Below are 21,680 nucleotides of genomic sequence, written 5' to 3' on the forward strand. Positions count from 1 at the left end.
GAAGCAACGGAATGCAACAATATACCACTATTTGGCTGGCCGCCTTTTGTGCAGGAGCACTATCTGCGGTGCTATGGCCTGTATTGCCAAACCTGTGGGTATTGTCAGCCGGAGCCCTGCTTTTATCGGCGCTACTTTTAAGCAACTGCCGAAATTCTCTTTACTGTGTACCTTCGCACCCACTAAAAAGTTCGTTTACCAACGCAATCTCCCGTAGTGTTGGGCCGATTATTGGTGGTGTCGGTTTACTATTCGGGGCACTGTGGGTGGCGAGTGTAGGGCATTGGCACACCGCTTGGCAACTCCCTCTGGACAAAATTCAACAAGATGTCGTTTTAACAGGACAGATCGTGGAATATCGACATGATGCGCTTCGCTCGACAATGGTAATGTCTGTCAGCCAACTAGATGAAAGTCAAATTCAGCCAGCGCGAAAAATAGCGTTATCCTGGGCTAAACCCACAGCAAAACTTGCTGTTCATCAGCAAGTGTTAGTCACCGCCAGGTTGAAACCTGCCTACGGAAGCGCCAATCCGGGTACCAGAAGTAAGCAGCAATATTTGGTGGCTAAGGAAATAGTTGCTACGGGATATATCCGCAACGCTGCGCCTATTAAAGTTCTGCAACCTGCAAAGAGTTTGCACTACCAACTGGGTGCGCATATTGATAACGCGAGGCTAAAGCATGGGCGATGGCTAAAAGCGTTACTGATCGGCGATCGCAGCGACTTCACAGCGGATGACTGGCAAATGATGCAGGTCACCGGCACCGCGCATTTATTTAGCATTTCCGGCTTACATCTTGGTATGGTCGCGGCATTTAGCTACGGGTTTATGATGATAATCGGCGTGGGTTTCTCCTGCTTAAGTGGCCTGCGCACACCCGTGCTGAATCTTGACCGGCAACTGGTGATACCGGTACTGGCGATGTGTGCGGGATATGCGCATCTGGCAGGATGGCAATTGCCAGTAACCCGGGCTTTGGTGTTACTCAGCGTCTATTTTGCCATTAAGCACTTTTATCGGCACTGGGCTGCGCATCACATTGCTCTTTGGATGCTAGTGGCTGTAATTATTTGCTTTCCGTTCAGCATTTTATCCGCCAGCCTCTACCTGAGTGCCGGAGCGGTATTAATGATATGGTTTATCAACTGGCGTTCTCCCGCTTTATCAATTACCGGATATCAGAAATTTAAGCAGCTCATCCGCATCCAATTGTGGCTGTCATTACTGATGTTACCGGTTACGCTAGGGTGGTTTGGAGCCGTTTCCTTAACTGCGCCTGTGGTAAACCTTTTCTGTGTACCCTTGGTTTCACTACTGGTGCCAGTGGGGGAGATAGCGCTGTTATTGAGCTGGTTTTTACCTCATACCGGTATGCCAGCTCTGGAATTTGTTGACTGGCTTATGGGCGGTATCCTGCGTGTGCTCTCCATTCCGGCACTGGAGGAAGGTATGGTAACAACCTCTGCATTTTCAAGTTCAAACGTCGTACTACTTTTAGCTGCCATTATTGCACTGAGCTTTCCACCATTTCAGCATAAACGTCTCATCTCTGGAATATTGCTTGTTGCTGCCTGTTCCGGGTTCGTTCCCTTCGCTTCGTCACCTTGGTACTTTCATAGCTTTGATGTTGGGCAAGGTACGGCGCTGCTTATTTCAAGAGGCGGTAAAGGTGTCATTGTCGATACGGGAAAAAGTTTCCTATCTCAGGGCAGCTATATGGAAGCGGTGGTTATACCAGCACTTAATGCACTTTCGATTACGCAGATTGATCATATATTTGTAAGTCATGGTGATGATGATCACGCGGGCGGACTATCCGCAATACTGGAGTATACTAAAGCAAATGGGCAAGCTTCAGAGCCTGCCGTGCATCTGGCCGACGGCGATTGTCAGCAAGGGTTAAACTTGATGTGGGAAGGGCTCTCGTTTAGTAGTATCTGGCCGTTGCCTGGAAACCACATAACGGATAATAATCATTCGTGTGTTTTACTGGTTGACGATGGAAGCCATCGCTTACTTTTGCCCGGAGACATTGAAAGAAGCAGCGAATATGCGCTTTTATACAGGGCGTCAAACCTTAACGCTGATGTACTTGTGGCACCGCATCATGGTAGCAGTACCTCTTCTTCAGGTATTTTTGTGCAGCGAGTATCGCCCAAAATAGTGGTATTCAGCCAGGGTTATGCTAACCAGTGGGGTTTTCCGTCTTCCGAAACGATGACGCGTTACCAGAAGGTAGGTGCAAAAATGTTCGCGACCAGTTATCACGGCTATATCCGCATTGATTTTACCGGCGTTAACGCGCCTGAAGTTTTCACTTACCGTCAGCACCTTAACCCCCGATGGTTTCAACTGGGCCGAAAACCTGAAAACTGGATAGGTGAGGACTCGGATGGCCGTAAAAACGGAAAAGAATTGATGCCTTAATGGACAATTCGTGGGCTAAATTATGGATTTTCGCATCAAGCAGTTACAATGGTGCTGATAAACAACGTGGTGTTATATTTCATGCAGCAAATCGATTATTCAGCGTCGCAATTGCGCCGGTTCACAGGCTATCTTCGCGATTACAAATTGGCTTTCGCTCTTGCCGTCGTAGGGATGATCGGTTACTCCGCAGTGGATACCTACGTTGTCTCTCAACTACAGCCACTAATAGATGAATCGCTGGGCAACAGTGATCACGAATATTTGCGGCTTGCTGCGTATGCCATTGTTCCGCTTTTCCTGCTCCGCGGCCTTTTTAATTTTCTTGGTACTTACATGCTGTCGTGGATTGGGTCTCGAGTCGTCATGCGTATGCGCCAGCAATTGTTTGAAAAGTACATTCATCTTCCCGTCTCTTTTCATGACAACAACGCGGTTGGAGGGCTGATCAGTAAGGTCACATATGATACAGAGCAAGTCGCCAATGCATCGGGCAAAGCGTTGCTGACTATTGTGAGAGAAGGCGCGTTTGTTATCGGTCTGCTCGGCGTGATGTTTTATCAATCGTGGGAACTGTCGCTGGTATTTCTTGTTATCGGACCTGTCGTCGCCGTTATTGTCGCGTTTGTAAGTAAACGGTTTCGGATTGTCAGCCGGAACATTCAGTTATCAATGGGTAACGTCACTTCTGCAGTCGAGCAGGCAGTAAAAGGCCACAAAGTTGTGTTGATGTTTGGCGGGCAAAAGATTGAAGAAGATCGCTTTGCTAAGAAGAACAATTTTAATCGACAGCAAACTATGAAGCTGGCAGTGACTCAAATCTTGAGTGTATCTTCCATTCAGGTTATAGCTTCAATTGCACTTGCGGTCGTACTATTTATTGCCAGTACGCCGCAAATGATAGAAGAACTTACCGCCGGTGTGTTTATCAGCGTAGTATTCTACATGGTGTTGTTGTTGAAGCCTCTAAAGCAATTAACCACAGTCAATAATGAATTTCAAAAAGGTATGGCTGCCTGTACCAGCGTGTTTGAAGTGCTGGATGAAAATGATGAGCCAGATAACGGGACGGTGACAAAACAGAGAGTAAAAGGAAATCTCAGCTTCGAAAACGTTACTTTTACTTACCCAGGCAAGAATATTCCGGCATTAAAGAACATTTCTTTTTCCGCAAAAGCAGGGGAAACCGTTGCGCTTGTAGGCCGATCAGGCAGTGGTAAGTCAACCATATCATCGTTACTTACCAGATTTTATTCTCCGCAGCAGGGAGAAGTACTGCTAGATGACATTTCGCTGGAGGATTACGACCTCAAGTCATTGCGTAGCCAATTCGCGTTGGTTTCGCAGCATGTCACCTTGTTTAACGATACCATCGCCAATAACATCGCCTACGGGTCGTTAGAAAAAGTTAGCCGGAAAGACATTGAACAGGCTGCGGATATCGCACACGTTACTGAGTTTCTCGCCCAATTACCCGACGGTCTGGATTCAATAGTAGGAGAAAACGGCCTGATGTTATCCGGCGGTCAACGTCAGCGTATTGCTATCGCTCGCGCTATTCTCACCAATGCGCCCGTATTAATTCTGGACGAAGCGACATCGGCTTTGGATACCGAGTCGGAAAGACTGATTCAGGATGCCTTGGAAAAACTGCAGAAAGAACGCACCAGTATTGTGGTAGCGCATCGTCTGTCTACTATTGAAAATGCTGACCAGATTATTGTGGTTGAACAAGGCCAGATCATTGAAAAAGGCAAGCACCATGAGTTGCTGGAAAAGCAAGGTCATTATGCTCAACTGCATACTTTACAGTTTGGTGACGCGGGGTGAGTAAGCTGGAACGAGCCTGGTACAGAGGCCACCCGTTCCTTTGGTTATTGTGGCCTTTTTCAATGTTGTTTGCTGCGGTTACTGCTTGTCGGCGGTATCTTTTCGCTACTGGGTTCATTGCCTCTTCCAAGCCTGATGCTTTTCTTGTTATTGTTGGTAATATCAGCGTTGGGGGAAACGGCAAGACCCCGGTGGTCATAGCTCTAGTTGAACATTTTCGTGCTAAGGGACTTAAAGTCGGTGTGCTAAGCCGCGGTTATGGCGGACGCGCGCAACATTTTCCTCATCATGTTATGCATGCTGACTCAGCTGCTCTCGTAGGCGATGAGCCAAGATTAATTGCGTCGCGCACTGGCGTAGATGTAGTCATTGACCCCCTCAGGCGCAGAGGAGCAGAGTTTCTTGTCAGCCGTTTTGGATGTCAGGTCATTGTGTGTGATGACGGTTTACAGCATTACGCGCTAAAAAGGGATGTTGAGCTGGTAGTGATGGATGAAAGACGCTACGGGAATGGAAAGCTTTTGCCAATGGGGCCACTGCGTGAAGGGATCTGGCGTCTTGACACTGTGGATATGATTTTACACAACGTTAAGTGCGCAGAAGATGCGCGCTTGTTAAGTGTCACAATTCCGCAGTTTCACATGCAATTGCGCTCATCCTGTATAATTAATGTTAAGGATCCTGCGCTCACCTTGGGTATTGAAGATTTTATTGCTCGATATCCTAGCGTGAATGCGATTGCTGGTATCGGTAACCCGCAGCGTTTTTTCACGCAACTGTCGAGTGCCGGTGTGAATGTATTAAAGAAGCGGGAATTTGCAGATCACCATACCTTTGTAAAGGATGATATTCCTATAGGCCCTGTAATTATGACGGAAAAAGACGCCGTAAAAGTAAACTACTTCGCCCACGAAGAATGCTGGTACCTTGCAGTAAATGCAGTATTACCCGATGCATTTTATAATGAACTAAACACCCGTTTAGAAGCCTCTGGATGGCTGAATAAAGGAAGGTCAAATGGCGTTTGATAAAAAATTACTGGATGTGGTGGCATGTCCATTGTGTAAAGGGAAACTTATTTTTGTTGATGATAAAAAAGCACTGGTGTGTCGATTTGATCGACTTTCCTATCCGGTAAAAGAGGGAATTCCGGTGCTTATTGAAGAAACGGCAAATCAATTATCTCTTGATGAACTCGAAGCCATTAAATAGCAGGGATATTATGTCTTTCATTGTAGTCATTCCCGCTCGTTTCGGCTCAAGTCGTTTTCCCGGCAAGCCTCTGGCTGATATTCAGGGTAAACCTATGATTCAGCACACGGTGGAAAGAGCACAGGAAGCGGGCGCCTCGCGGGTTATTGTTGCAACTGATGACGAACGGATTGCTAATGTGGCGAAGGGGTTTGTGGATGTATGCATGACTTCCAGGGATCATACATCGGGCACCGAACGTATAGCGGAAGTGATAAGCAGAGAAAAGCTCATAGACGACGCTATTATTGTAAACGTTCAGGGTGATGAACCCTTTGTGCCCGCTGAGAATATCAATCAAGTGGCTGCTAATTTGTCTGCTAACAGCGATGTCGCCATTGCAACGCTCGCTACACCGATTATTAGAGCGGATGAGGTATTAAACCCAAATGTGGTAAAGGTGGTAACGAATCAGTATTCTCACGCCATCTATTTTTCCCGCGCTGCCGTGCCTTTTGAACGAGATAGAATGCTTGGCAACCCTACCTACGCTAACCCTGATTTGTATTTCCGCCACATAGGGCTGTACGCGTATCGGGCCAAATATGTGCGTCAGTACGTAGCTTATGAACCTACCGCGCTGGAACATATAGAATCGTTAGAGCAGCTACGGGCGCTTTGGTACGGGGACAAAATTCATGTAGATGTAGCACAAGCTCCCCCACCAGTAGGAATTGATACGCCAGAGGATCTGGCATCTCTACTACATATATTGTCAGAACGTTAAAGAAGGAGAAACGAAAATGAACGTAGTCATAACGGGCGCAAATCGAGGTATTGGTCTGGCATTGGTTCAGGCCTATCTTTCTCGTGGTGATAGAGTATATGGCGTCTGCCGAAATAGTAGTGATGAACTTAGCTCCTCAGGTGCGACAGTGGTAACAGGTGTCGATGTATCCAATCCAGAGAGTCTTCATCAGTCATTGGCCTCACTGTTAAGCGTTAAGATAGACATGCTAATTAACAATGCCGGCGTGCTTGGGCGCGAAAGTCTGGAAGACTGGGACCCGAACACGATCGACTATCAGTTTCGAGTCAATGCGCTAGGGCCGCTGTTGGTAACTCAGTTGCTGCTACCGGCAATGGCGGAAAATGCCAAAATTGGCTTGATGACCAGCCGTATGGGCTCAATGACTGATAACGGTTCTGGTGGTTATTATGGTTATCGTATGTCCAAAGCGGCGTTAAACGCGGCGGGAGTATCCCTTGCCAGAGATTTGCGGCCCAGAGGAATAGCGGTGGCGCTTCTCCATCCGGGCTTTGTTCAAACAGAAATGGTAAACAACGCAGGCGATATTGATGCTGCCACTGCGGCGAAAGGACTGGTAGAAAGAATGGGTGAGCTTACGTTGGAAAGCACCGGGGGCTTTTTCCACTCTAACGGAGACTCCTTACCGTGGTAAAATGGCTGGTTGCAGGATTGTGGCTGACAGGAACCTTTGCCAGTGCCATAGCTGCTGAGCCGGTAACAAACTACCGATGGTCATTAGGACCTTCTTTACCTCAGCCGGTGCAGGAAATTTATCCCGCGGTGTTACATAATGCGATTTATGTCGCTGGCGGATTACGCGCAACGGAAACCGGTGGTTTAAACGTTTCTGCTCACGTTTATCGGCTGCAAAAGGACCAAGAAAAATGGCAGCGATTGGCCCCTTTGCCAGCACCTCGGCACCACCCGATGTTGGTCGCGGTTAAGGACAATATATGGTCTTTTGGTGGTTTTGTCGAATCTGACGACGGGCAGTGGACAAATACTAATTCCGTCCTTATGTATGACGAAAATGTGAATGAATGGGCCGAAAAAACGCCTATGCCAGTCGCATTATCCGAAACCGTTTCAGGTATATTGAACGGGAAGATTCATATTGCTGGGGGGCGAACTCCTAAAAAAGGTAGCAATGGGAAGTGGGCGGATCAGGAAGATGCAAATTGGCATGGCGTATTTGATCCCGAAGCTGGAGTTTGGCAGACAGCAGCGCCAATGCCTACTTCCAGAAACAGTGCATGCGCTGTGGTAGCGAAAGGTAAATGGCATGTCATTGGCGGACGTACGGTGGAAGAGGGCAATCTGGATTCACATGAAATTTTTGATCCCGCCACCAATGAGTGGGTTGAAGGAAAGCCGCTTCCACAGCCGCAGGCGGGGCTAGCTTGCGCGGTATTACACGGCAATATTTTTGCTTTTGGTGGAGAATACTTCACCGAGGGACGCGGCGTATTTTCATCAGTATGGCGCTATAACTTGAAGCGAGAAAAATGGTCGCAGGCCACAGTCATGCCGGTGCCCCGGCATGGATTAGGGGCGGTGTCTGTTGACGACGCTATATGGATAATCGGTGGTGCGGCTAAAGCGGGTGCAAATGATACCCGCTCAACTGTCAGCAAGCTTAAACTTCACCAATAATCTGTATTCTCGCTAAAGAAAGCCTGCAAAAGCAGGCGTTACTCATTAATTGAGTAAACTATCTTCTTCATCGTCCGACAGTACGCCCCAGATATCATGTTCGTCAGCATGAATGATTTCAGCCCATACTCTTTCACCGGGTTTGAGATGATATACACCATTAAGATGAACCACACCGTCCACCTCTGGTGCATCTGCGTAGGTTCTTCCTGTTGCGCCTTCACTATCTACTGAATCAATGACTATTTGATATTCTTTGCCTATGCGTTGTTGCAAGCGAGCTGCAGAAATTTTCCCTTGAACTTCCATAAATCTTGCTAAACGAGCCTGTTTAATATCTTCAGGAACCGGATCAGGTAAATCGTTGGCTTTTGCGCCGTCAACGGCGGAATAGGTAAAACAGCCTACGCGGTCTAGTTGCGCCTCTTGCAGAAACTGGAGTAACTCTTCAAATTCTTCTTCAGTTTCACCAGGAAAGCCCACTATGAAAGTGGAACGGATAATAAGTTCAGGGCACAGTTCTCGCCACCGTTTTACGCGTTCAATGGTTCTGTCTGCACTCCCTGGACGCTTCATCAGGCGTAAAATTCGTTTGCTGGCATGTTGGAAAGGAATATCTAGGTAAGGCAGGATCTTGCCTTCATTCATTAGCGGAATGAGATCGTCCACATGAGGATAGGGATACACGTAATGCAGACGCACCCACATGTCTAATTCCCCCAGCTTTTCACAAAGTTGCTGCATGTGCGTTTTTACCGGCATACCATTCCAAAAGCCGGTCCGATGTTTTACATCTACGCCATAGGCACTAGTGTCCTGCGAAATCACTAAAAGCTCGTTAACTCCTGCGGCCTGCAAACGTTTTGCTTCATCTAAAACTTCGCCCACGGGACGACTTACCAGATCGCCTCGCATAGACGGTATAATACAAAACGTACAGCGGTGATTACATCCTTCGGAAATTTTTAAATAGGCGTAGTGTCGCGGCGTTAACTTAATACCTTGATCAGGGATCAAGTGCAGATAGGGATTGTGTTCTGGTTTCGGCAAATGCGTATGCACCTGCTCCACCACTTCCTCATAAGCGTGAGGGCCGGTGATAGCAAGAACATTAGGATGGACTTCACGTATTTCGTCATCCTTTATTCCCAAGCAGCCGGTGACTATCACCCGCCCGTTTTCTTTAAGTGCTTCACCGATAGTATCAAGCGATTCCTCCACCGCAGAGTCAATAAATCCGCAAGTGTTTACAATGACCAGATCGGCATCTTGATAAGTGGGAACCACATCGTAGCCTTCGGTGCGTAATTGTGTAAGAATCCGCTCAGAATCGACTAAATTTTTTGGGCAGCCGAGACTGACGAAACCGATTCTCGAGCCCAAAGCAGGTGCAGCTGAACGGTTTTCCTGTAGCGTTTTTACAGGGATTTCCATTGTGGTAGTTTGATTCGGGCGATAGGTTTTAACGGTCATAGGCGGCTTTGGCGTTTGGGTAAAAGTTAAGAAAGGACGCGGATTATACATGATGATAATCGTAATCGCAGTAGATTCGGCGGCTAATTTCATCCATCACAGCCGAGCGCTGAGAAAGAAAAATAACCAAAAGGAATTATTTTCCGGTGTCGCGGTCTTACTGACCGCGAAAAAGGCGCTGGTTTATCCAGGTAAAAGCGAGACAGGCCGTTAAATAAAGATATACGTTTAACTATGAATATAAAAGTGCAAGATTCAGAAAGGAAGGAAGAAAATGCAGCAACGGCTGGTGACTTAGGGCGCTTGGTTGCTTCTTTGCGCAACCAGATCGTGGCGAAGCTCGATTGTAAACTGAAACCTTTGGATTTAACCGCTTCCCAGTACGCAGTGATTAAATTGATAGCAGGCAATCGCGCAGATACGCTGGCGCAGTTATGTGAACTCACGCAAAACGATAGGGGAGCAATGAGTCGTATGTTGTGCCGGATGGAAGCAAAATGTCTTATCGTTCGCACGCCGTGCCCTCACGACGGGCGAGCGTTTAAACTGGCGCTCACGGACAACGCGTGGGCATTATTCCCGCAAACAGTTAAGCACGTGAACACCGTGTATGAAGAGGCGCTAAGTGGGTTAAATATGAAGCAGCGTGAGCAGTTGTTCTCGTTGCTCGGTCATTGTCTGTCCAATTTAGAATAGTTCATCGTAAAGAAACCTGGCTTTACCTCAATATAGTTGCCTGGGCAATAAAGTGGGTGGGAAAATAGTTGCCTTGACAACTATTTGGGTTCGTAAAATTGGACACGTTAATACAGTCCTTGCAGCAGTACTTTCCCTCACATTTTTTTGACGTTCGTCATCTTAGCATTATTAATGAAGGACGGTTCGCGAACGCTATCGTGTATCGGTACTGTGATCATGTTTTTGACTTGGTTATAAAAGACTTTTCCTCACGTCATTGGTTAATCAGACATTCAGTGGGAAGAATGTTTATCAATCAGGAATTTAAGGCAATAAGTGCGCTGAAGCATATTGATGGCATTGCAGAGAAGTGCTACCGGCTTACCTCCTCGACCATTGCGTATTCGTATGTAGAAGGAAAAACCCTCAAGAGCCTTTGCGAGAGCGGCGAACAACTCTCGCCTCAATTTTTTTATCAACTTGAAAAGCGTATAAGCGCTATGCATAAAGCCGGCAGAGTGCATTTGGATTTACGCAATTTGGGAAATATCTTAGTTGATACGCACGGAGAGCCGGCAATTATTGATTTCCAGTCGAGCATACGCTGGCATTCGCTGCCCCGTTGGCTGTCGCGTTTTATGCGTGGAGCAGATATTACAGGCACATACAAAGCCTGGCAGCGCCTTGGGAAAACGCCTTTGCCTCAATTTCGCAGCCGTTTTTATGAAAAATACAATAAAGTACGTAAGGTATGGATATTTCGCGGATATCCTCTCCACCGGTTGCAGGTTCGCGTTCAGGCGCTTTTTGCCAACATCTTGAGTTTGGATATTGTAAAAAACATACTGGAAAAGTTCTGGTAGACTGCGCCTTGTTATGTAAGCAGCGGTCCTGAAAAGATCATGTTTCGTCGCTTTTACGGTTTGGAATACTTACATCTGCATTTACTTGCCAAGTGAGTGGGAAATAGGTGAAAGAAATCGGTAGTGGCCGGGAATGTGAGGGAAGGGTGTAATGTGGTCTTCCTAAAAATACGTAAAACAATGGGAAGTTATGGAACTTCAATACATTCATTTAACCACTTATTCTTCTCTACTGGCTGCTGCACCAGTGATGCAACAACTCAGACCGCATGATTCGCTGGAGAAACTTGCTAATAAAATGCACACGCAAATGAAGTCCGGCTACCGGCTTCTTGCTGCCATGCAAGGAGAGCAGGTCGTTGCTCTGGCTGGATATGTGATAAATGAGAAGCTGGCGTGGGGAAAACATCTTTATATTGATGATCTTGTAACCGTAGATAGCGCTAGAGGAAAAGGAATCGGCGACGGACTGATGGAAGCCTGTATTCAGATTGCCAAAGAGCAACAATGTGAAAGTTTACATCTGGATTCCGGAGTCCAGCGTTTTAACGCGCACCGATTCTACTTACGTAAACGAATGGCAATTGCCAGCCACCATTTCGCATTGACGTTAAGCCATGACGCGTAACACATTGCCATTGCCTCTTCATTGCTACGATGAAGGCGGTGTCGTTAAACCGCCTCTTTGGTTATACATGCTGTTGCTGGCAGCATGCGCTGACTGGCTCATATTTATTTTTGCGGTTGCGATAAGAGATCAAACAACATTCCTGCTTCAGTTATTTTATCCCCAAAGCAGCTACCTGATAATTAGGCTTGTAATCACACTTCCTTTTTTGACTGTATTGTTGTTGCTGGGAAATCGGGAGCGCCTTTGGAAAAAATCGCGCACCTCCTGGCGACATTGCATTTACCCGCTTTTAATCTTCGGAATACTTGCTTCTGTTACTGTGCAGGTATGGCAAATTGCGGTTTATCACTGGCTGTTTCAGTTTGTCAACGCGCTGATGCTGCTACTCTCGTGCTTGTTTCTTGTTTGCTTGGTGAGGAGTCGCCATGTAAAACTAATGATAAAAGATTGGCGCCACCCCAAGCGCACTGAGGCGGGACCTTTATCTTCAAGCTCTGAAAAGCCCGGTTAAACACGCTTGACTACCATTAATGCATTTGATTTTGGCTAGCTTTATCGAAGTAAGCTTTTACACTTATTTGGCTATCGTTTACCAGCCTTTCATAGCAAATTCCCGCGAATGCGTAGGAGCGGTCACCTACATCCAGTACAACAAAGGGTGCTTGCGGATCAGTTTGATCGTAGCGCCAATTGCCGCCGGCTATTTTTTTAAAACTTTCCCCGACATAAGCGCCGAAGATATTACAGAGAGTGAATACGGCATTGTCTTCCAGCGCTTGGTCATGATACCTGTCTACAAAGCTCAGCAATACGCTATCTACTTGCCGGATACTTTCGGGTGTAAAATCCAGGGAAACACCAAACTCTTGTTTTGCAGTTTGCACTGCATCGTTGGCACTCTCGGCCATTAATTGCTCCAGATCAGCCTGTTGCATATAAAACTCCTCAGTGGCGATTACGCTCGTGAATTATTATTTTTCACCGGTAAGACGATTTATGATTCGCGCTGCGGCAAACATTCCAAAGGTTGATGTTACCGTGACCACGGCACCAAAACCACCTGCACAGTCGAGCCGGGTTCCACCTTCTAACACCGATTTATTGAAGCATACACTGCCATCGGGCTGAGGGTAGCGTAATTGTTCAGTGGAATATACGCACTCCACGCCAAACTTACGTTTTACATTCTTCGTAAAATTATAGCTGCGTCTCAATTCACTGCGCAGCTTTGCCGCCAGTGGATCCTGTATGGTCTTGGAGAGATCGCCCACCGTGACCTGAGTTGGATCAATCTGTCCTCCGGCGCCGCCAATTGTTACCACGGCTATTTTGTTACGTTTACAAAACGCGATAATGGCCGCTTTAGCGCGAACGCTGTCGGTTGCTTCCACCACTGCATCCATCTGCGTGGTTATATATTCTGACACTGTATCTGATGTTGCAAAATCTTCAATTGCATTTACCTGGCAGTCTGGATTGATCAAACGAATACGCCGGGCCATAACTTCTACTTTCGGTTGGCCTATGGAATCAGTGAGGGCGTGAATCTGCCGATTGGTATTAGTTACACATACGTCGTCTAAATCGATAAGCGTGAGATTGCCTACACCACTCCTTGCCAGGGCTTCTGCTGTCCACGATCCCACGCCTCCGATGCCAACAATACAGACGTGTGAGCGGGCGAGAGTAGTAGTGGCATCGGCACCGTAAAGCCGGCTGATACCACCAAAACGTTGTTTGTTACTCATAAATTAACGACTAATCCGGAAAAAAGTATTTAGGATGCTCTGCTGACTGTAGCAGCTGACTACCGTAGAACTTGTCATAATACCTTAATCAATTGAACGACACACTACCGCAACCGCAGAGAGTCGTGTACTCAACACGCCCTAGCGTCAATATCTAAAAAATAGGATGAAAAATCCAAAATTATGCGCAATACGTTCAACTTGGTATATGGTGAAATAGCGCAAGATCAAATTTACGGGAGCAGACTAATGGGCTTACTGGTTGACGGCAAGTGGCAAGACAAATGGTACGACACTGACAGTAACGACGGCAAGTTTAAGCGTGAATCATCGTCTTTTCGTGATTGGGTGGAAGACAGTAAAGACGCCAGGTACACTCCGGAATCAGGTCGCTATCACCTTTACGTATCGCTAGCCTGCCCGTGGGCGCATCGGACTCTGATATTCCGCAAGCTTAAGCAGCTAGAATCTCACATAGATGTATCTGTTGTTTCTCCGGAAATGTTGGATAAAGGCTGGAGTTTTAAATCCTTTCCAGCAGCAACGGGAGATAAGCTTTATAATTATGAGTATTTACACCAGCTCTATACGCGGGTCGATGCGACCATTACCAGCCGGGTGACAGTCCCGGTGCTGTGGGATAAAAAAAGCGAAACTATTGTAAATAACGAATCTGCGGATATTATTCGGATTTTTAATCAGTCATTCAATTCGCTGACGGGCAATCACGATGATTACTACCCGCAATCGCTTCATGCCGAGATTGAGGAGATAAATCAACTGGTTTATAGCAACATCAACAACGGTGTTTATAAAACCGGCTTTGCCACTACGCAAAAAGCTTATGAGGAAGCCGTGGCGGCTCTTTTTGACGCTCTTGATCTAGTTGAACAACGGCTTTCTACACAGCGGTACCTTGTTGGCAAACGTATTACGGAAGCAGACTGGCGCCTATTTACGACACTTATTCGCTTTGATCAGGTTTATCATGGGCACTTCAAGTGCAATATAAAACGGATTGCAGATTATCCCGCATTAAACGGCTACATGAAGGAGCTTTATCAGTATCCCGGTGTTGCTGAAACTGTTAACTTTGAGCATATCAAGCGTCACTATTACTTTAGCCATACCATGATCAACCCGACGCAAATTGTACCTGTCGGGCCTGATTTAGCCTTGAATGCTCCCCACGGAAGAGAATCTCTATAATGACGACAAGAACCGTAACCGGTGTTTATGAAGGAATGGCGACTCAGGATGGCGCTGGTGTTTCGTTAACTCGCATTATTGGTCAGCCTGCCATTAAACGACTGGATCCTTTCCTCATGCTGGATTTTTTCAGTTCGGATAAACCGGGCGAATATATTGCCGGTTTTCCTCCACACCCTCACAGAGGCTTTCAAACCGTTACCTATATGCTGGCAGGTAAAATGCGGCATCGGGACTCTGTTGGTAATGAAGGTTTGATTCAAAGCGGCGGCATCCAATGGATGAATGCGGGTAGGGGGCTGATTCATGAGGAAATGCCAGAGCAGGAAGAAGGTTTGCTTCAGGGTTTTCAACTATGGGTTAATTTACCCGCCTCGCAAAAAATGTCAGCCCCGGGTTATCAGGATATTCAACCCGATGCTGTTCCTCACGTTTCTCTTACTGACAAAACCATTGTTAAAGTGTTAGCGGGTAATTTGGAAGGACAGGCGGGGCCGGTGCAAACTAATTCAGTCAAGCCACTTTTTACCGATTTTATCGTATCAGAGCGTGACAAATTTGACGTTACGTTACCCGCAGATCACACTGCTTTTGTATATTGCTACGAAGGTGGCGTAGAAATTGCTGAAAAACCGGTAGAACAGGGACAGTTAGCTGTGTTGTCCGCCGGTGACTTCTTTTCCGTTAAGGCAGAAAAAGCTGCCAAATTTATTCTTGTTGCGGGGGCGCCTTTACGTGAGCCAGTGGTTCAATATGGGCCATTCGTTATGAATACCGATGAGGAAATTCAGCAGGCGTTACAGGATTACCAGAGCGGCAAGCTAGCAAACTGATCTGTATTACCAGTTTTGATTTAAAAAGGGGTCTGTTGAACCCCTTTCTTAGATTAAAAACGAAAATAGACCATGTATTTGCATTACCACCATTGATTGGATTTAATGCCTTGATTAACATGGAGTAAGGATAAATAAGGCTTTCGCCAATATTTCACAGGAAAGTAAATGAAACCAGTCATATTAGCCGGTGGTACCGGAAGTCGTCTCTGGCCGAAATCTCGCGCGGCATTGCCTAAGCAGTTTTTAGCCCTTACCTCAGAACAAACCATGCTTCAAGAAACTATTGGAAGGCTGAAAGGTACGGGAGCAGAAGAGCCTATTTTAATCTGTAATGATGCACATCGTTTTCTGGTGGCGGAGCAACTACGCCAACAGAACGTAAAGCACAGCGGAATTTTGCTGGAACCAGTAGGAAGAAATACGGCGCCTGCAATTGCGCTGGCAGCTTTACATGCGGTGCAGGGAGGAGAAGATCCTACGTTGCTCGTTCTTGCAGCAGACCACTTAATCAAAAAGCTTCCAGCGTTCCATGATGCTATAAAAAAGGCAGAGGAATTGGCAAATGCAGGCTATTTGGTTACTTTTGGCATTGTGCCTGACCAAGCGCATACCGGTTATGGCTATATAAAGTCTGGACAGGAGCTGGAAAACGGTTTCGCCGTTCAGGAATTTGTAGAAAAGCCGGATATGGCGACAGCAGAGCAATACGTGGCATCGGGTAATTATTTCTGGAACAGCGGTATGTTCATGTTCAAAGCCAGCCGCTATCTGGAAGAACTTGAAAAGTATCAACCAAAAATTCTTAGTGTTTGTAAGAAAGCCATAGATTCCGAATCTCAGGATCTTGATTTTATTCGAGTAGATGCTGACGTGTTTGCCTCGTGCCCTGACGATTCAATCGATTATGCAGTGATGGAGAAAACTCAGAAAGCAGCCATGGTGCCTCTGGATGCGGGTTGGTCAGATGTAGGAAGCTGGACGTCGTTATGGGAAACGTCTGATAAAGATGCCCACGGAAACGTGGTTGTGGGTGATGCCATTTTGGAAAATACCCGCAACAGCTACATTAACTCTGAAGAAAGGCTCATTGCTGTAATCGGGTTGGATGATATCGTTGTCGTTGAAACCAAAGACGCTGTCATGGTGGCGCACAAAGATAAGGTGCAGGAAATCAAAAATGTGGTTAACACGCTTAAGGCCGAAAAGCGCCCTGAGTTTGAATTCCATCGCGAAGTCTTCCGGCCCTGGGGTAGTTACGACTCAATTGATAATGGCGCGCGATTCCAGGTGAAACGTATTACTGTAAAGCCCGGCGAAAAATTATCTGTTCAAATGCATCATCACCGCGCCGAACACTGGATTGTGGTTTCAGGTACAGCCAGTGTAACAATTGGCGATACCACACAAATGGTGACAGAAAACGAATCTACATATATTCCCATCGGTGAAGTTCATGCGTTAGAAAATCCTGGAAAAATTCCGTTGGAGCTGATTGAGGTTCAATCTGGAGCCTATCTTGGTGAAGACGATATCGTAAGATTTTCCGATCGCTACGGCAGAACTGAGAGTAAAGAGGCCAAAAAATGAGTAAGCCTATAACATGCTTTAAGGCTTACGACATTCGCGGCGAACTCAATACCCAACTAGACGAAGAGGTGGCTTATCGTATTGGTTTTGCTTTCGCTAAAGAGCTTTCTGCACAACGTGTTGTGGTGGGTGGCGACGTACGGTTAACATCCACTCCGCTCAAGCTAGCACTTGCCGCCGGTTTAATTGAGGGCGGCGCAGCGGTGACTGATATCGGCATGGCCGGAACAGAAGAAATTTATTTTGCTACTACCTATTTGGGTGTAGATGGTGGAATCGAAGTAACCGCAAGTCATAATCCTATCAACTATAACGGCATGAAATTAGTAAAAGCTAATTCCGTGCCGATTAGTGGAGATACAGGGCTAAACGCTATTAAAGAGGCTGCCCAAGCGTTATCTGATGACGAAGTAAACCAGCGAATGGCGTATTACACCGATGGTGTTACCATTGATAAAGAAGCATTCTTTAACGGAAAGGCACATATAAAAGAGGGGTTGCTTCAAAGCACGGGACGCTATGAGTGCAAGAGTTGCCTAAACAGTTATGTGGCTCATGTATTGTCATATGTAAATTTAAACAATTTTACGCCATTGAAGATAGTCGCCAATGCGGGGAATGGGGCGGCGGGTAAAGTGCTGGATGCCATTGAATCAGCGTTAAAGGAAAAAGGCGTACCTATTGAATTTATCAAAGTCCATCATCAACCAGATGGTACTTTCCCTAATGGTATTCCCAATCCTCTCCTTCCCGAAAATCGCGCTGATACAGCCCAGGCAGTTGTCGAAAATAATGCTGATTTCGGTATTGCGTGGGACGGCGATTTTGATCGCTGTTTCTTGTTTGACGCCCAAGGTAACTTTATAGAAGGTTATTACATAGTTGGGTTACTTGCGAGAGCCTTTCTGGATAAAGATAATAAAGCTAAAATTATTTATGATCCACGGGTCTGCTGGAATACGGAAGATATTGTCACTACTGCTGGCGGTACGCCTATAAAATGTAAAACCGGCCATGCTTTTATAAAAGAGCGAATGCGTAAAGAAGATGCAGTATACGGCGGTGAAATGAGCGCGCATCATTATTTCCGAGATTTTGCCTATTGTGATTCCGGCATGATCCCGTGGCTGCTAGTGGCTGAATTACTCTGTACTAAACATCAAACGCTGGCTGAAATGGTAAAAGCCCGCATTGCTGCATTTCCCTCATCAGGTGAAATTAACAGCACACTAAAAGATGCTGACGCGGCGTTGGAACGGGTGATGAAGAAATACCAACCCGAAGCAGAAGTTATCGAGGAAATTGACGGTCTAGGGCTAGAATTCGGGACGTGGCGATTTAATTTACGCAAGTCTAATACTGAACCTGTTATCAGACTGAATGTGGAATCGAGAAATGATATTCCTTTAATGAAAGAAAAAACGGCAGAATTGCTTGCCGTTATTCGAGACGAATAACTCGCTTCTAATTAGGAGCTGCCGTAAGTCACGGTAGCTCCTTTTTTACTAGAGCGTCAGTGTTCCTGTCGTTTCCCCAAGCTTCTTCAGCAAACTCTTTTATAGATATCCAGCAAGTTGTTAGGGAACGGCATTTATTGCAGTTGAAAAATCATGATTGCGTGACAGATAACTACAACGGTGGTAAGTAGCACGCGTAGCGAGATATAGCTTACAACCAGCTCTTTATCAAAAGCTAATGTGTATTTATCGTACATTAGAAGAAGCACATAAGAGACAGAGAGTACGCCAAGTACCCGCACATCGCCATTAAAAATAAGACATAGCCAACCAATGATAGTGGGAAGCATCGCCACATATAACTGGTGATTAGTGCGCCGGTTTTGAATCGCATCCAGCCAATGAACGCCGCCAAAAAATGACAGAAGCACCGCGGAATATTGAGTAAAATATCTCGCAGCTTCATAGACTGGAAGCAAGTCAACAACTGCAGTAACGGCTAGAAAAATAAAAGGAATGAGTCCAGCAATACCTAACGCGAGAGCAGGATAGGGCATAGTCGCTACTCCTTATTTAAAAATAGCGCCATGCAGGCGCTATTTTTGCGGTTCGACAAAAAATTAATTGTCGATAGGGGTGTATTTACGTTTACTATAGCCCGTATAAAGCTGACGAGGACGTCCAATCTTTTGTTTAGGATCGCTCATCATTTCATGCCAATGAGAAATCCATCCCACGGTACGGGAAAGAGCAAAAATACACGTAAACATATTGGTTGGAATACCAATAGCTTTCAAAATAATGCCTGAGTAGAAATCCACATTCGGGAACAGCTTCTTCTCGGCAAAGTAAGGGTCTTCAAGTGCAATACGCTCAAGTTCCATAGCTACTTCAAGCAAAGGATCTTTAATTTCCAGCTCTTTAAGAACTTCATGACAGCTTTCACGCATTACTGTTGCGCGCGGATCGTAGTTCTTGTAAACCCGATGCCCAAAACCCATGAGGCGGAAGGGGTCTTTTTTGTCCTTCGCACGCTCAATAAATTCCGGAATACGGTCAACGCTTCCGATTTCCTCAAGCATTCGCAGACACGCTTCGTTTGCACCACCGTGAGCCGGGCCCCATAAAGAAGCCACGCCAGCAGCAATACACGCGTAAGGATTAGCACCAGAAGAACCGGCTAACCGTACAGTTGATGTAGAAGCGTTTTGTTCGTGATCGGCATGCAAAATAAATATACGATCCATTGCACGTTCAACCGCAGGGCTGATTTTGTAATCTTCAGCCGGAACGGAGAATAACATGTTCAGGAAGTTGCCCGCATAGCTAAGATCATTACGCGGATAAACAAAGGGTTGACCAATGTTGTACTTGTAACACATTGCTACCAGGGTAGGCATCTTCGCGATGAGACGGTGCGCGCTACGCATGCGTTCATCACAATTGGAAACATCCAGGTCGCTATGGTAGAACGATGACATTGCACCCACTGTTCCGCATAACATAGCCATTGGATGGGCATCGTTACGGAAACCATGGAAGAACATATTTATCTGTTCATGAACCATGGTATGACGGGTGATAGTTGCTTTAAACTCTTCGTATTCTTCGCTACTCGGAGCTTCGCCATTTAATAGCATGTGACAAACTTCAAGATAGCTTGCATCCCGTGCTAATTCTTCAATGGGATAACCGCGATGTAACAATACGCCTTTTTCGCCGTCAATATAGGTAATTTTCGATTCGCAGGATCCTGTAGCCATGAAGCCCGGATCATACGTGAAGTATCCGTTTGCCCCAAGTGGACGCACGTCAATTACATCTTGTCCTTCTGTGCCAGACAATATAGGAAGTTCAATTTCCTTGTCGCCGGCTTTAAGAATGGCTTTCTGATCTGCCATAAAATGCTCTCCTCAGAATGGTTCTGTTTGCAGCGAAACAGCTTTAAATGGACTGCTTCGTTGGGAAAAGTGGCGTAGTTTTACTTTATTATGTATCAATAAGTCAATTTAAATGCAGGTTTGCGCAATAAATATTCTCAATTCTTTAGCATTATACACCAGACCTGACACAAGTATGGTTTGGTAAACGTAAATTGATGCTGCTTTATCTGAACTGAGATGCAAACATCAATGTTGGGCTTAATTTGAAACTTTCAACTGAGAAACGTTGGCAAAGCTACAGCCGATTCTTACAACGACGGGTAAATGCTTACCGCTTAATACCGTTTCATTTAATGTATAGCAATATTGATAAAATGAAATCTCTTTGTAATTTTAATTTACTTACCTGGTTATCTTTAACTGCTGTCTTAGTTGAGAACAGAATATCGACAACTAACGCCTCAATAGGCCACAAAAAATTGTAATTATACAATGCGCTGGATATACTCATGCGAGCTTTGAAGACAGAATATTTGTTCTGTTAAACAAGTAATAAAAAATTCACAAATTGTTAACGACTCAACGGATGAGGCAATTAACAGGTTATAAGCGGAATAGCTCAATTAGGACATAAAAACAGTGAGTGATTCCTTCTCCCTACGGAATAAACAGGCATACATTGTGAAAAAGCAAAGACCAGTAAATTTAGATCTTACTACCATAAGATTTCCTCCCGCTGCTATTTCGTCAATCCTCAACCGTATTACCGGCGTCGCATTATTTTTTGCGTTGTTGTTCGTCATCTGGGCGTGGGCAGTTTCTGTTTCCTCCCCAGAAGGATTCGCTGATGTACAAGAGATAATGAACGGCTGGGTTGGGAAAGTGATAGCAATCGGCACAATATCGGCTCTGATATATCACACCCTCGGCGGCATTCGTCATCTCATAACTGAGATAGGATATTGGGAAGAACTTAAATCAGGAAATCTCAGTGCACAAGCGATTATTGCACTTTGGATAATACTGACCGTCGTATTGGGAGTTGCAATATGGTAACAAATCAATCAGGTGCTAGACGTAACGGAGTGCAGGATTTTATTTCACTGCGTACGACCGCCTTAATCATTACAGCGTATGCCATCTTTATGGCGTGGTTCTTCTTCACCACAGAAGAAATTACGTTTACTGTCTGGCGTGGTCTGTTTGCTGGTTTGACAATGAAGGTGTTTACCCTCGCTACGCTTGTCGCCACCATGATCCATATTCGAATTGGTATGTGGCAGGTGCTCACTGATTATGTAAAAGCGCTGAAACTGCGGGCCACTATCCAGTTTTTAATTAACCTTATTGCTTTTATATACGTTGCTGTTGGTCTGTTTGTTTTGTTGGGAGTGTAAT

Annotated in this window: 23 protein-coding genes; 18 read left to right on the forward strand and 5 right to left on the reverse strand. The window is 45.8% G+C overall.

Annotation, left to right across the window (positions count from 1 at the left end; genetic code table 11):
- Window positions 1–11 precede the first annotated feature (11 nt).
- The 7 genes from CA267_RS17930 to CA267_RS17960 all read left to right on the forward strand — a co-directional run bounded on the left by CA267_RS17930 (window position 12) and on the right by CA267_RS17960 (window position 7,917).
- Window positions 12–2,432 (forward strand): DNA internalization-related competence protein ComEC/Rec2, encoded by a 2,421-nt coding sequence (locus tag CA267_RS17930; protein WP_075609516.1) that lies wholly within the window; start codon window positions 12–14, stop codon window positions 2,430–2,432.
- An 81-nt stretch (window positions 2,433–2,513) separates the two neighbouring features.
- Window positions 2,514–4,262, forward strand: a complete 1,749-nt coding sequence (gene msbA / locus CA267_RS17935) for a lipid A export permease/ATP-binding protein MsbA (protein ID WP_075610078.1) — start codon at window positions 2,514–2,516, stop codon at window positions 4,260–4,262.
- Window positions 4,259–5,290, forward strand: a complete 1,032-nt coding sequence (lpxK, locus tag CA267_RS17940; RefSeq protein WP_075609515.1) for a tetraacyldisaccharide 4'-kinase — start codon at window positions 4,259–4,261, stop codon at window positions 5,288–5,290. Before msbA ends, lpxK begins: the two co-directional genes overlap by 4 nt.
- A complete protein-coding gene (locus CA267_RS17945) occupies window positions 5,280–5,474 on the forward strand; it encodes a Trm112 family protein (protein ID WP_075609514.1) in 195 nt (64 codons plus the stop codon). The genes lpxK and CA267_RS17945 overlap by 11 nt, the downstream gene beginning before the upstream one ends.
- Before the next feature lie 10 nt (window positions 5,475–5,484).
- A complete protein-coding gene (gene kdsB, locus CA267_RS17950; RefSeq protein WP_075609513.1) occupies window positions 5,485–6,240 on the forward strand; it encodes a 3-deoxy-manno-octulosonate cytidylyltransferase in 756 nt (251 codons plus the stop codon).
- A 16-nt stretch (window positions 6,241–6,256) separates the two neighbouring features.
- On the forward strand, window positions 6,257–6,916 hold the full coding sequence (locus CA267_RS17955; protein WP_075609512.1) for an SDR family oxidoreductase: 660 nt from the start codon (window positions 6,257–6,259) through the stop codon (window positions 6,914–6,916).
- Window positions 6,910–7,917, forward strand: a complete 1,008-nt coding sequence (locus tag CA267_RS17960) for a Kelch repeat-containing protein (RefSeq protein ID WP_083638455.1) — start codon at window positions 6,910–6,912, stop codon at window positions 7,915–7,917. The genes CA267_RS17955 and CA267_RS17960 overlap by 7 nt, the downstream gene beginning before the upstream one ends.
- Window positions 7,918–7,962: 45 nt before the next feature.
- Here the strand turns inward: CA267_RS17960 and rimO are convergent, their stop codons facing one another.
- Entirely contained in the window at window positions 7,963–9,390 is a 1,428-nt protein-coding gene (rimO, locus tag CA267_RS17965; protein WP_075610076.1) for a 30S ribosomal protein S12 methylthiotransferase RimO, read from the reverse strand.
- 49 nt (window positions 9,391–9,439) lie between these two features.
- Between rimO and CA267_RS17970 the strand changes: the two genes are divergently transcribed.
- The 5 genes from CA267_RS17970 (at window position 9,440) to CA267_RS19260 (ending at window position 12,073) form a co-directional block, all read left to right on the forward strand.
- Window positions 9,440–9,604 carry a hypothetical protein gene (locus CA267_RS17970; protein WP_170669088.1) on the forward strand — a complete coding sequence of 55 codons (165 nt, stop codon included), beginning with the start codon at window positions 9,440–9,442 and terminating at the stop codon, window positions 9,602–9,604.
- A gap of 20 nt (window positions 9,605–9,624) precedes the next feature.
- Window positions 9,625–10,086 (forward strand): MarR family winged helix-turn-helix transcriptional regulator, encoded by a 462-nt coding sequence (locus CA267_RS17975; RefSeq protein WP_075609511.1) that lies wholly within the window; start codon window positions 9,625–9,627, stop codon window positions 10,084–10,086.
- Between the two features lie 98 nt (window positions 10,087–10,184).
- Entirely contained in the window at window positions 10,185–10,931 is a 747-nt protein-coding gene (locus CA267_RS17980) for a serine/threonine-protein kinase (RefSeq protein ID WP_075609510.1), read from the forward strand.
- A gap of 190 nt (window positions 10,932–11,121) precedes the next feature.
- Window positions 11,122–11,559, forward strand: a complete 438-nt coding sequence (locus CA267_RS17985) for a GNAT family N-acetyltransferase (protein ID WP_075609509.1) — start codon at window positions 11,122–11,124, stop codon at window positions 11,557–11,559.
- Window positions 11,549–12,073, forward strand: a complete 525-nt coding sequence (locus CA267_RS19260) for a DUF2919 family protein (RefSeq protein WP_075609508.1) — start codon at window positions 11,549–11,551, stop codon at window positions 12,071–12,073. The genes CA267_RS17985 and CA267_RS19260 overlap by 11 nt, the downstream gene beginning before the upstream one ends.
- Before the next feature lie 16 nt (window positions 12,074–12,089).
- On the opposite strand, the gene CA267_RS17995 is transcribed toward CA267_RS19260, so the two are convergent.
- Together CA267_RS17995 and tcdA are read right to left on the reverse strand one after the other, a co-directional pair.
- Window positions 12,090–12,497: a hypothetical protein gene (locus CA267_RS17995; protein ID WP_075609507.1), complete on the reverse strand. Its 408-nt coding sequence runs from the start codon at window positions 12,495–12,497 to the stop codon at window positions 12,090–12,092.
- Window positions 12,498–12,533: 36 nt separating this feature from the next.
- Window positions 12,534–13,310 carry a tRNA cyclic N6-threonylcarbamoyladenosine(37) synthase TcdA gene (gene tcdA, locus CA267_RS18000; protein ID WP_075609506.1) on the reverse strand — a complete coding sequence of 259 codons (777 nt, stop codon included), beginning with the start codon at window positions 13,308–13,310 and terminating at the stop codon, window positions 12,534–12,536.
- 249 nt (window positions 13,311–13,559) lie between these two features.
- Here tcdA and CA267_RS18005 point away from each other — a divergent pair, with 249 nt between their 5' ends.
- From CA267_RS18005 to CA267_RS18020, 4 genes are all read left to right on the forward strand, one after another.
- Window positions 13,560–14,519, forward strand: a complete 960-nt coding sequence (locus CA267_RS18005) for a glutathione S-transferase family protein (RefSeq protein WP_075610075.1) — start codon at window positions 13,560–13,562, stop codon at window positions 14,517–14,519.
- A complete protein-coding gene (locus tag CA267_RS18010) occupies window positions 14,519–15,352 on the forward strand; it encodes a pirin family protein (protein WP_075609505.1) in 834 nt (277 codons plus the stop codon). Before CA267_RS18005 ends, CA267_RS18010 begins: the two co-directional genes overlap by 1 nt.
- A gap of 168 nt (window positions 15,353–15,520) precedes the next feature.
- Window positions 15,521–16,942, forward strand: coding sequence for a mannose-1-phosphate guanylyltransferase/mannose-6-phosphate isomerase (locus CA267_RS18015; protein ID WP_075609504.1), 1,422 nt, complete (start codon window positions 15,521–15,523; stop codon window positions 16,940–16,942).
- A complete protein-coding gene (locus CA267_RS18020) occupies window positions 16,939–18,399 on the forward strand; it encodes a phosphohexomutase domain-containing protein (RefSeq protein ID WP_075609503.1) in 1,461 nt (486 codons plus the stop codon). The genes CA267_RS18015 and CA267_RS18020 overlap by 4 nt, the downstream gene beginning before the upstream one ends.
- 134 nt (window positions 18,400–18,533) lie before the next feature.
- On the opposite strand, the gene CA267_RS18025 is transcribed toward CA267_RS18020, so the two are convergent.
- Both CA267_RS18025 and gltA read right to left on the reverse strand, forming a co-directional pair.
- Window positions 18,534–18,956 carry a DUF3429 domain-containing protein gene (locus CA267_RS18025; RefSeq protein WP_075609502.1) on the reverse strand — a complete coding sequence of 141 codons (423 nt, stop codon included), beginning with the start codon at window positions 18,954–18,956 and terminating at the stop codon, window positions 18,534–18,536.
- 63 nt (window positions 18,957–19,019) lie between these two features.
- Window positions 19,020–20,300 carry a citrate synthase gene (gene gltA / locus CA267_RS18030; RefSeq protein ID WP_075609501.1) on the reverse strand — a complete coding sequence of 427 codons (1,281 nt, stop codon included), beginning with the start codon at window positions 20,298–20,300 and terminating at the stop codon, window positions 19,020–19,022.
- Between the two features lie 663 nt (window positions 20,301–20,963).
- On the opposite strand from gltA, the gene sdhC reads away from it, so the two are divergent.
- Both sdhC and sdhD read left to right on the forward strand, forming a co-directional pair.
- Window positions 20,964–21,338 carry a succinate dehydrogenase, cytochrome b556 subunit gene (gene sdhC, locus CA267_RS18035; RefSeq protein ID WP_075609500.1) on the forward strand — a complete coding sequence of 125 codons (375 nt, stop codon included), beginning with the start codon at window positions 20,964–20,966 and terminating at the stop codon, window positions 21,336–21,338.
- Window positions 21,332–21,679, forward strand: a complete 348-nt coding sequence (sdhD, locus tag CA267_RS18040) for a succinate dehydrogenase, hydrophobic membrane anchor protein (RefSeq protein ID WP_075609499.1) — start codon at window positions 21,332–21,334, stop codon at window positions 21,677–21,679. The genes sdhC and sdhD overlap by 7 nt, the downstream gene beginning before the upstream one ends.
- The last annotated feature ends 1 nt before the right edge of the window (window position 21,680 follow it).

Origin of the sequence: Alteromonas pelagimontana, from assembly GCF_002499975.2 — a bacterium.
GTDB lineage: Bacteria > Pseudomonadota > Gammaproteobacteria > Enterobacterales > Alteromonadaceae > Alteromonas > Alteromonas pelagimontana.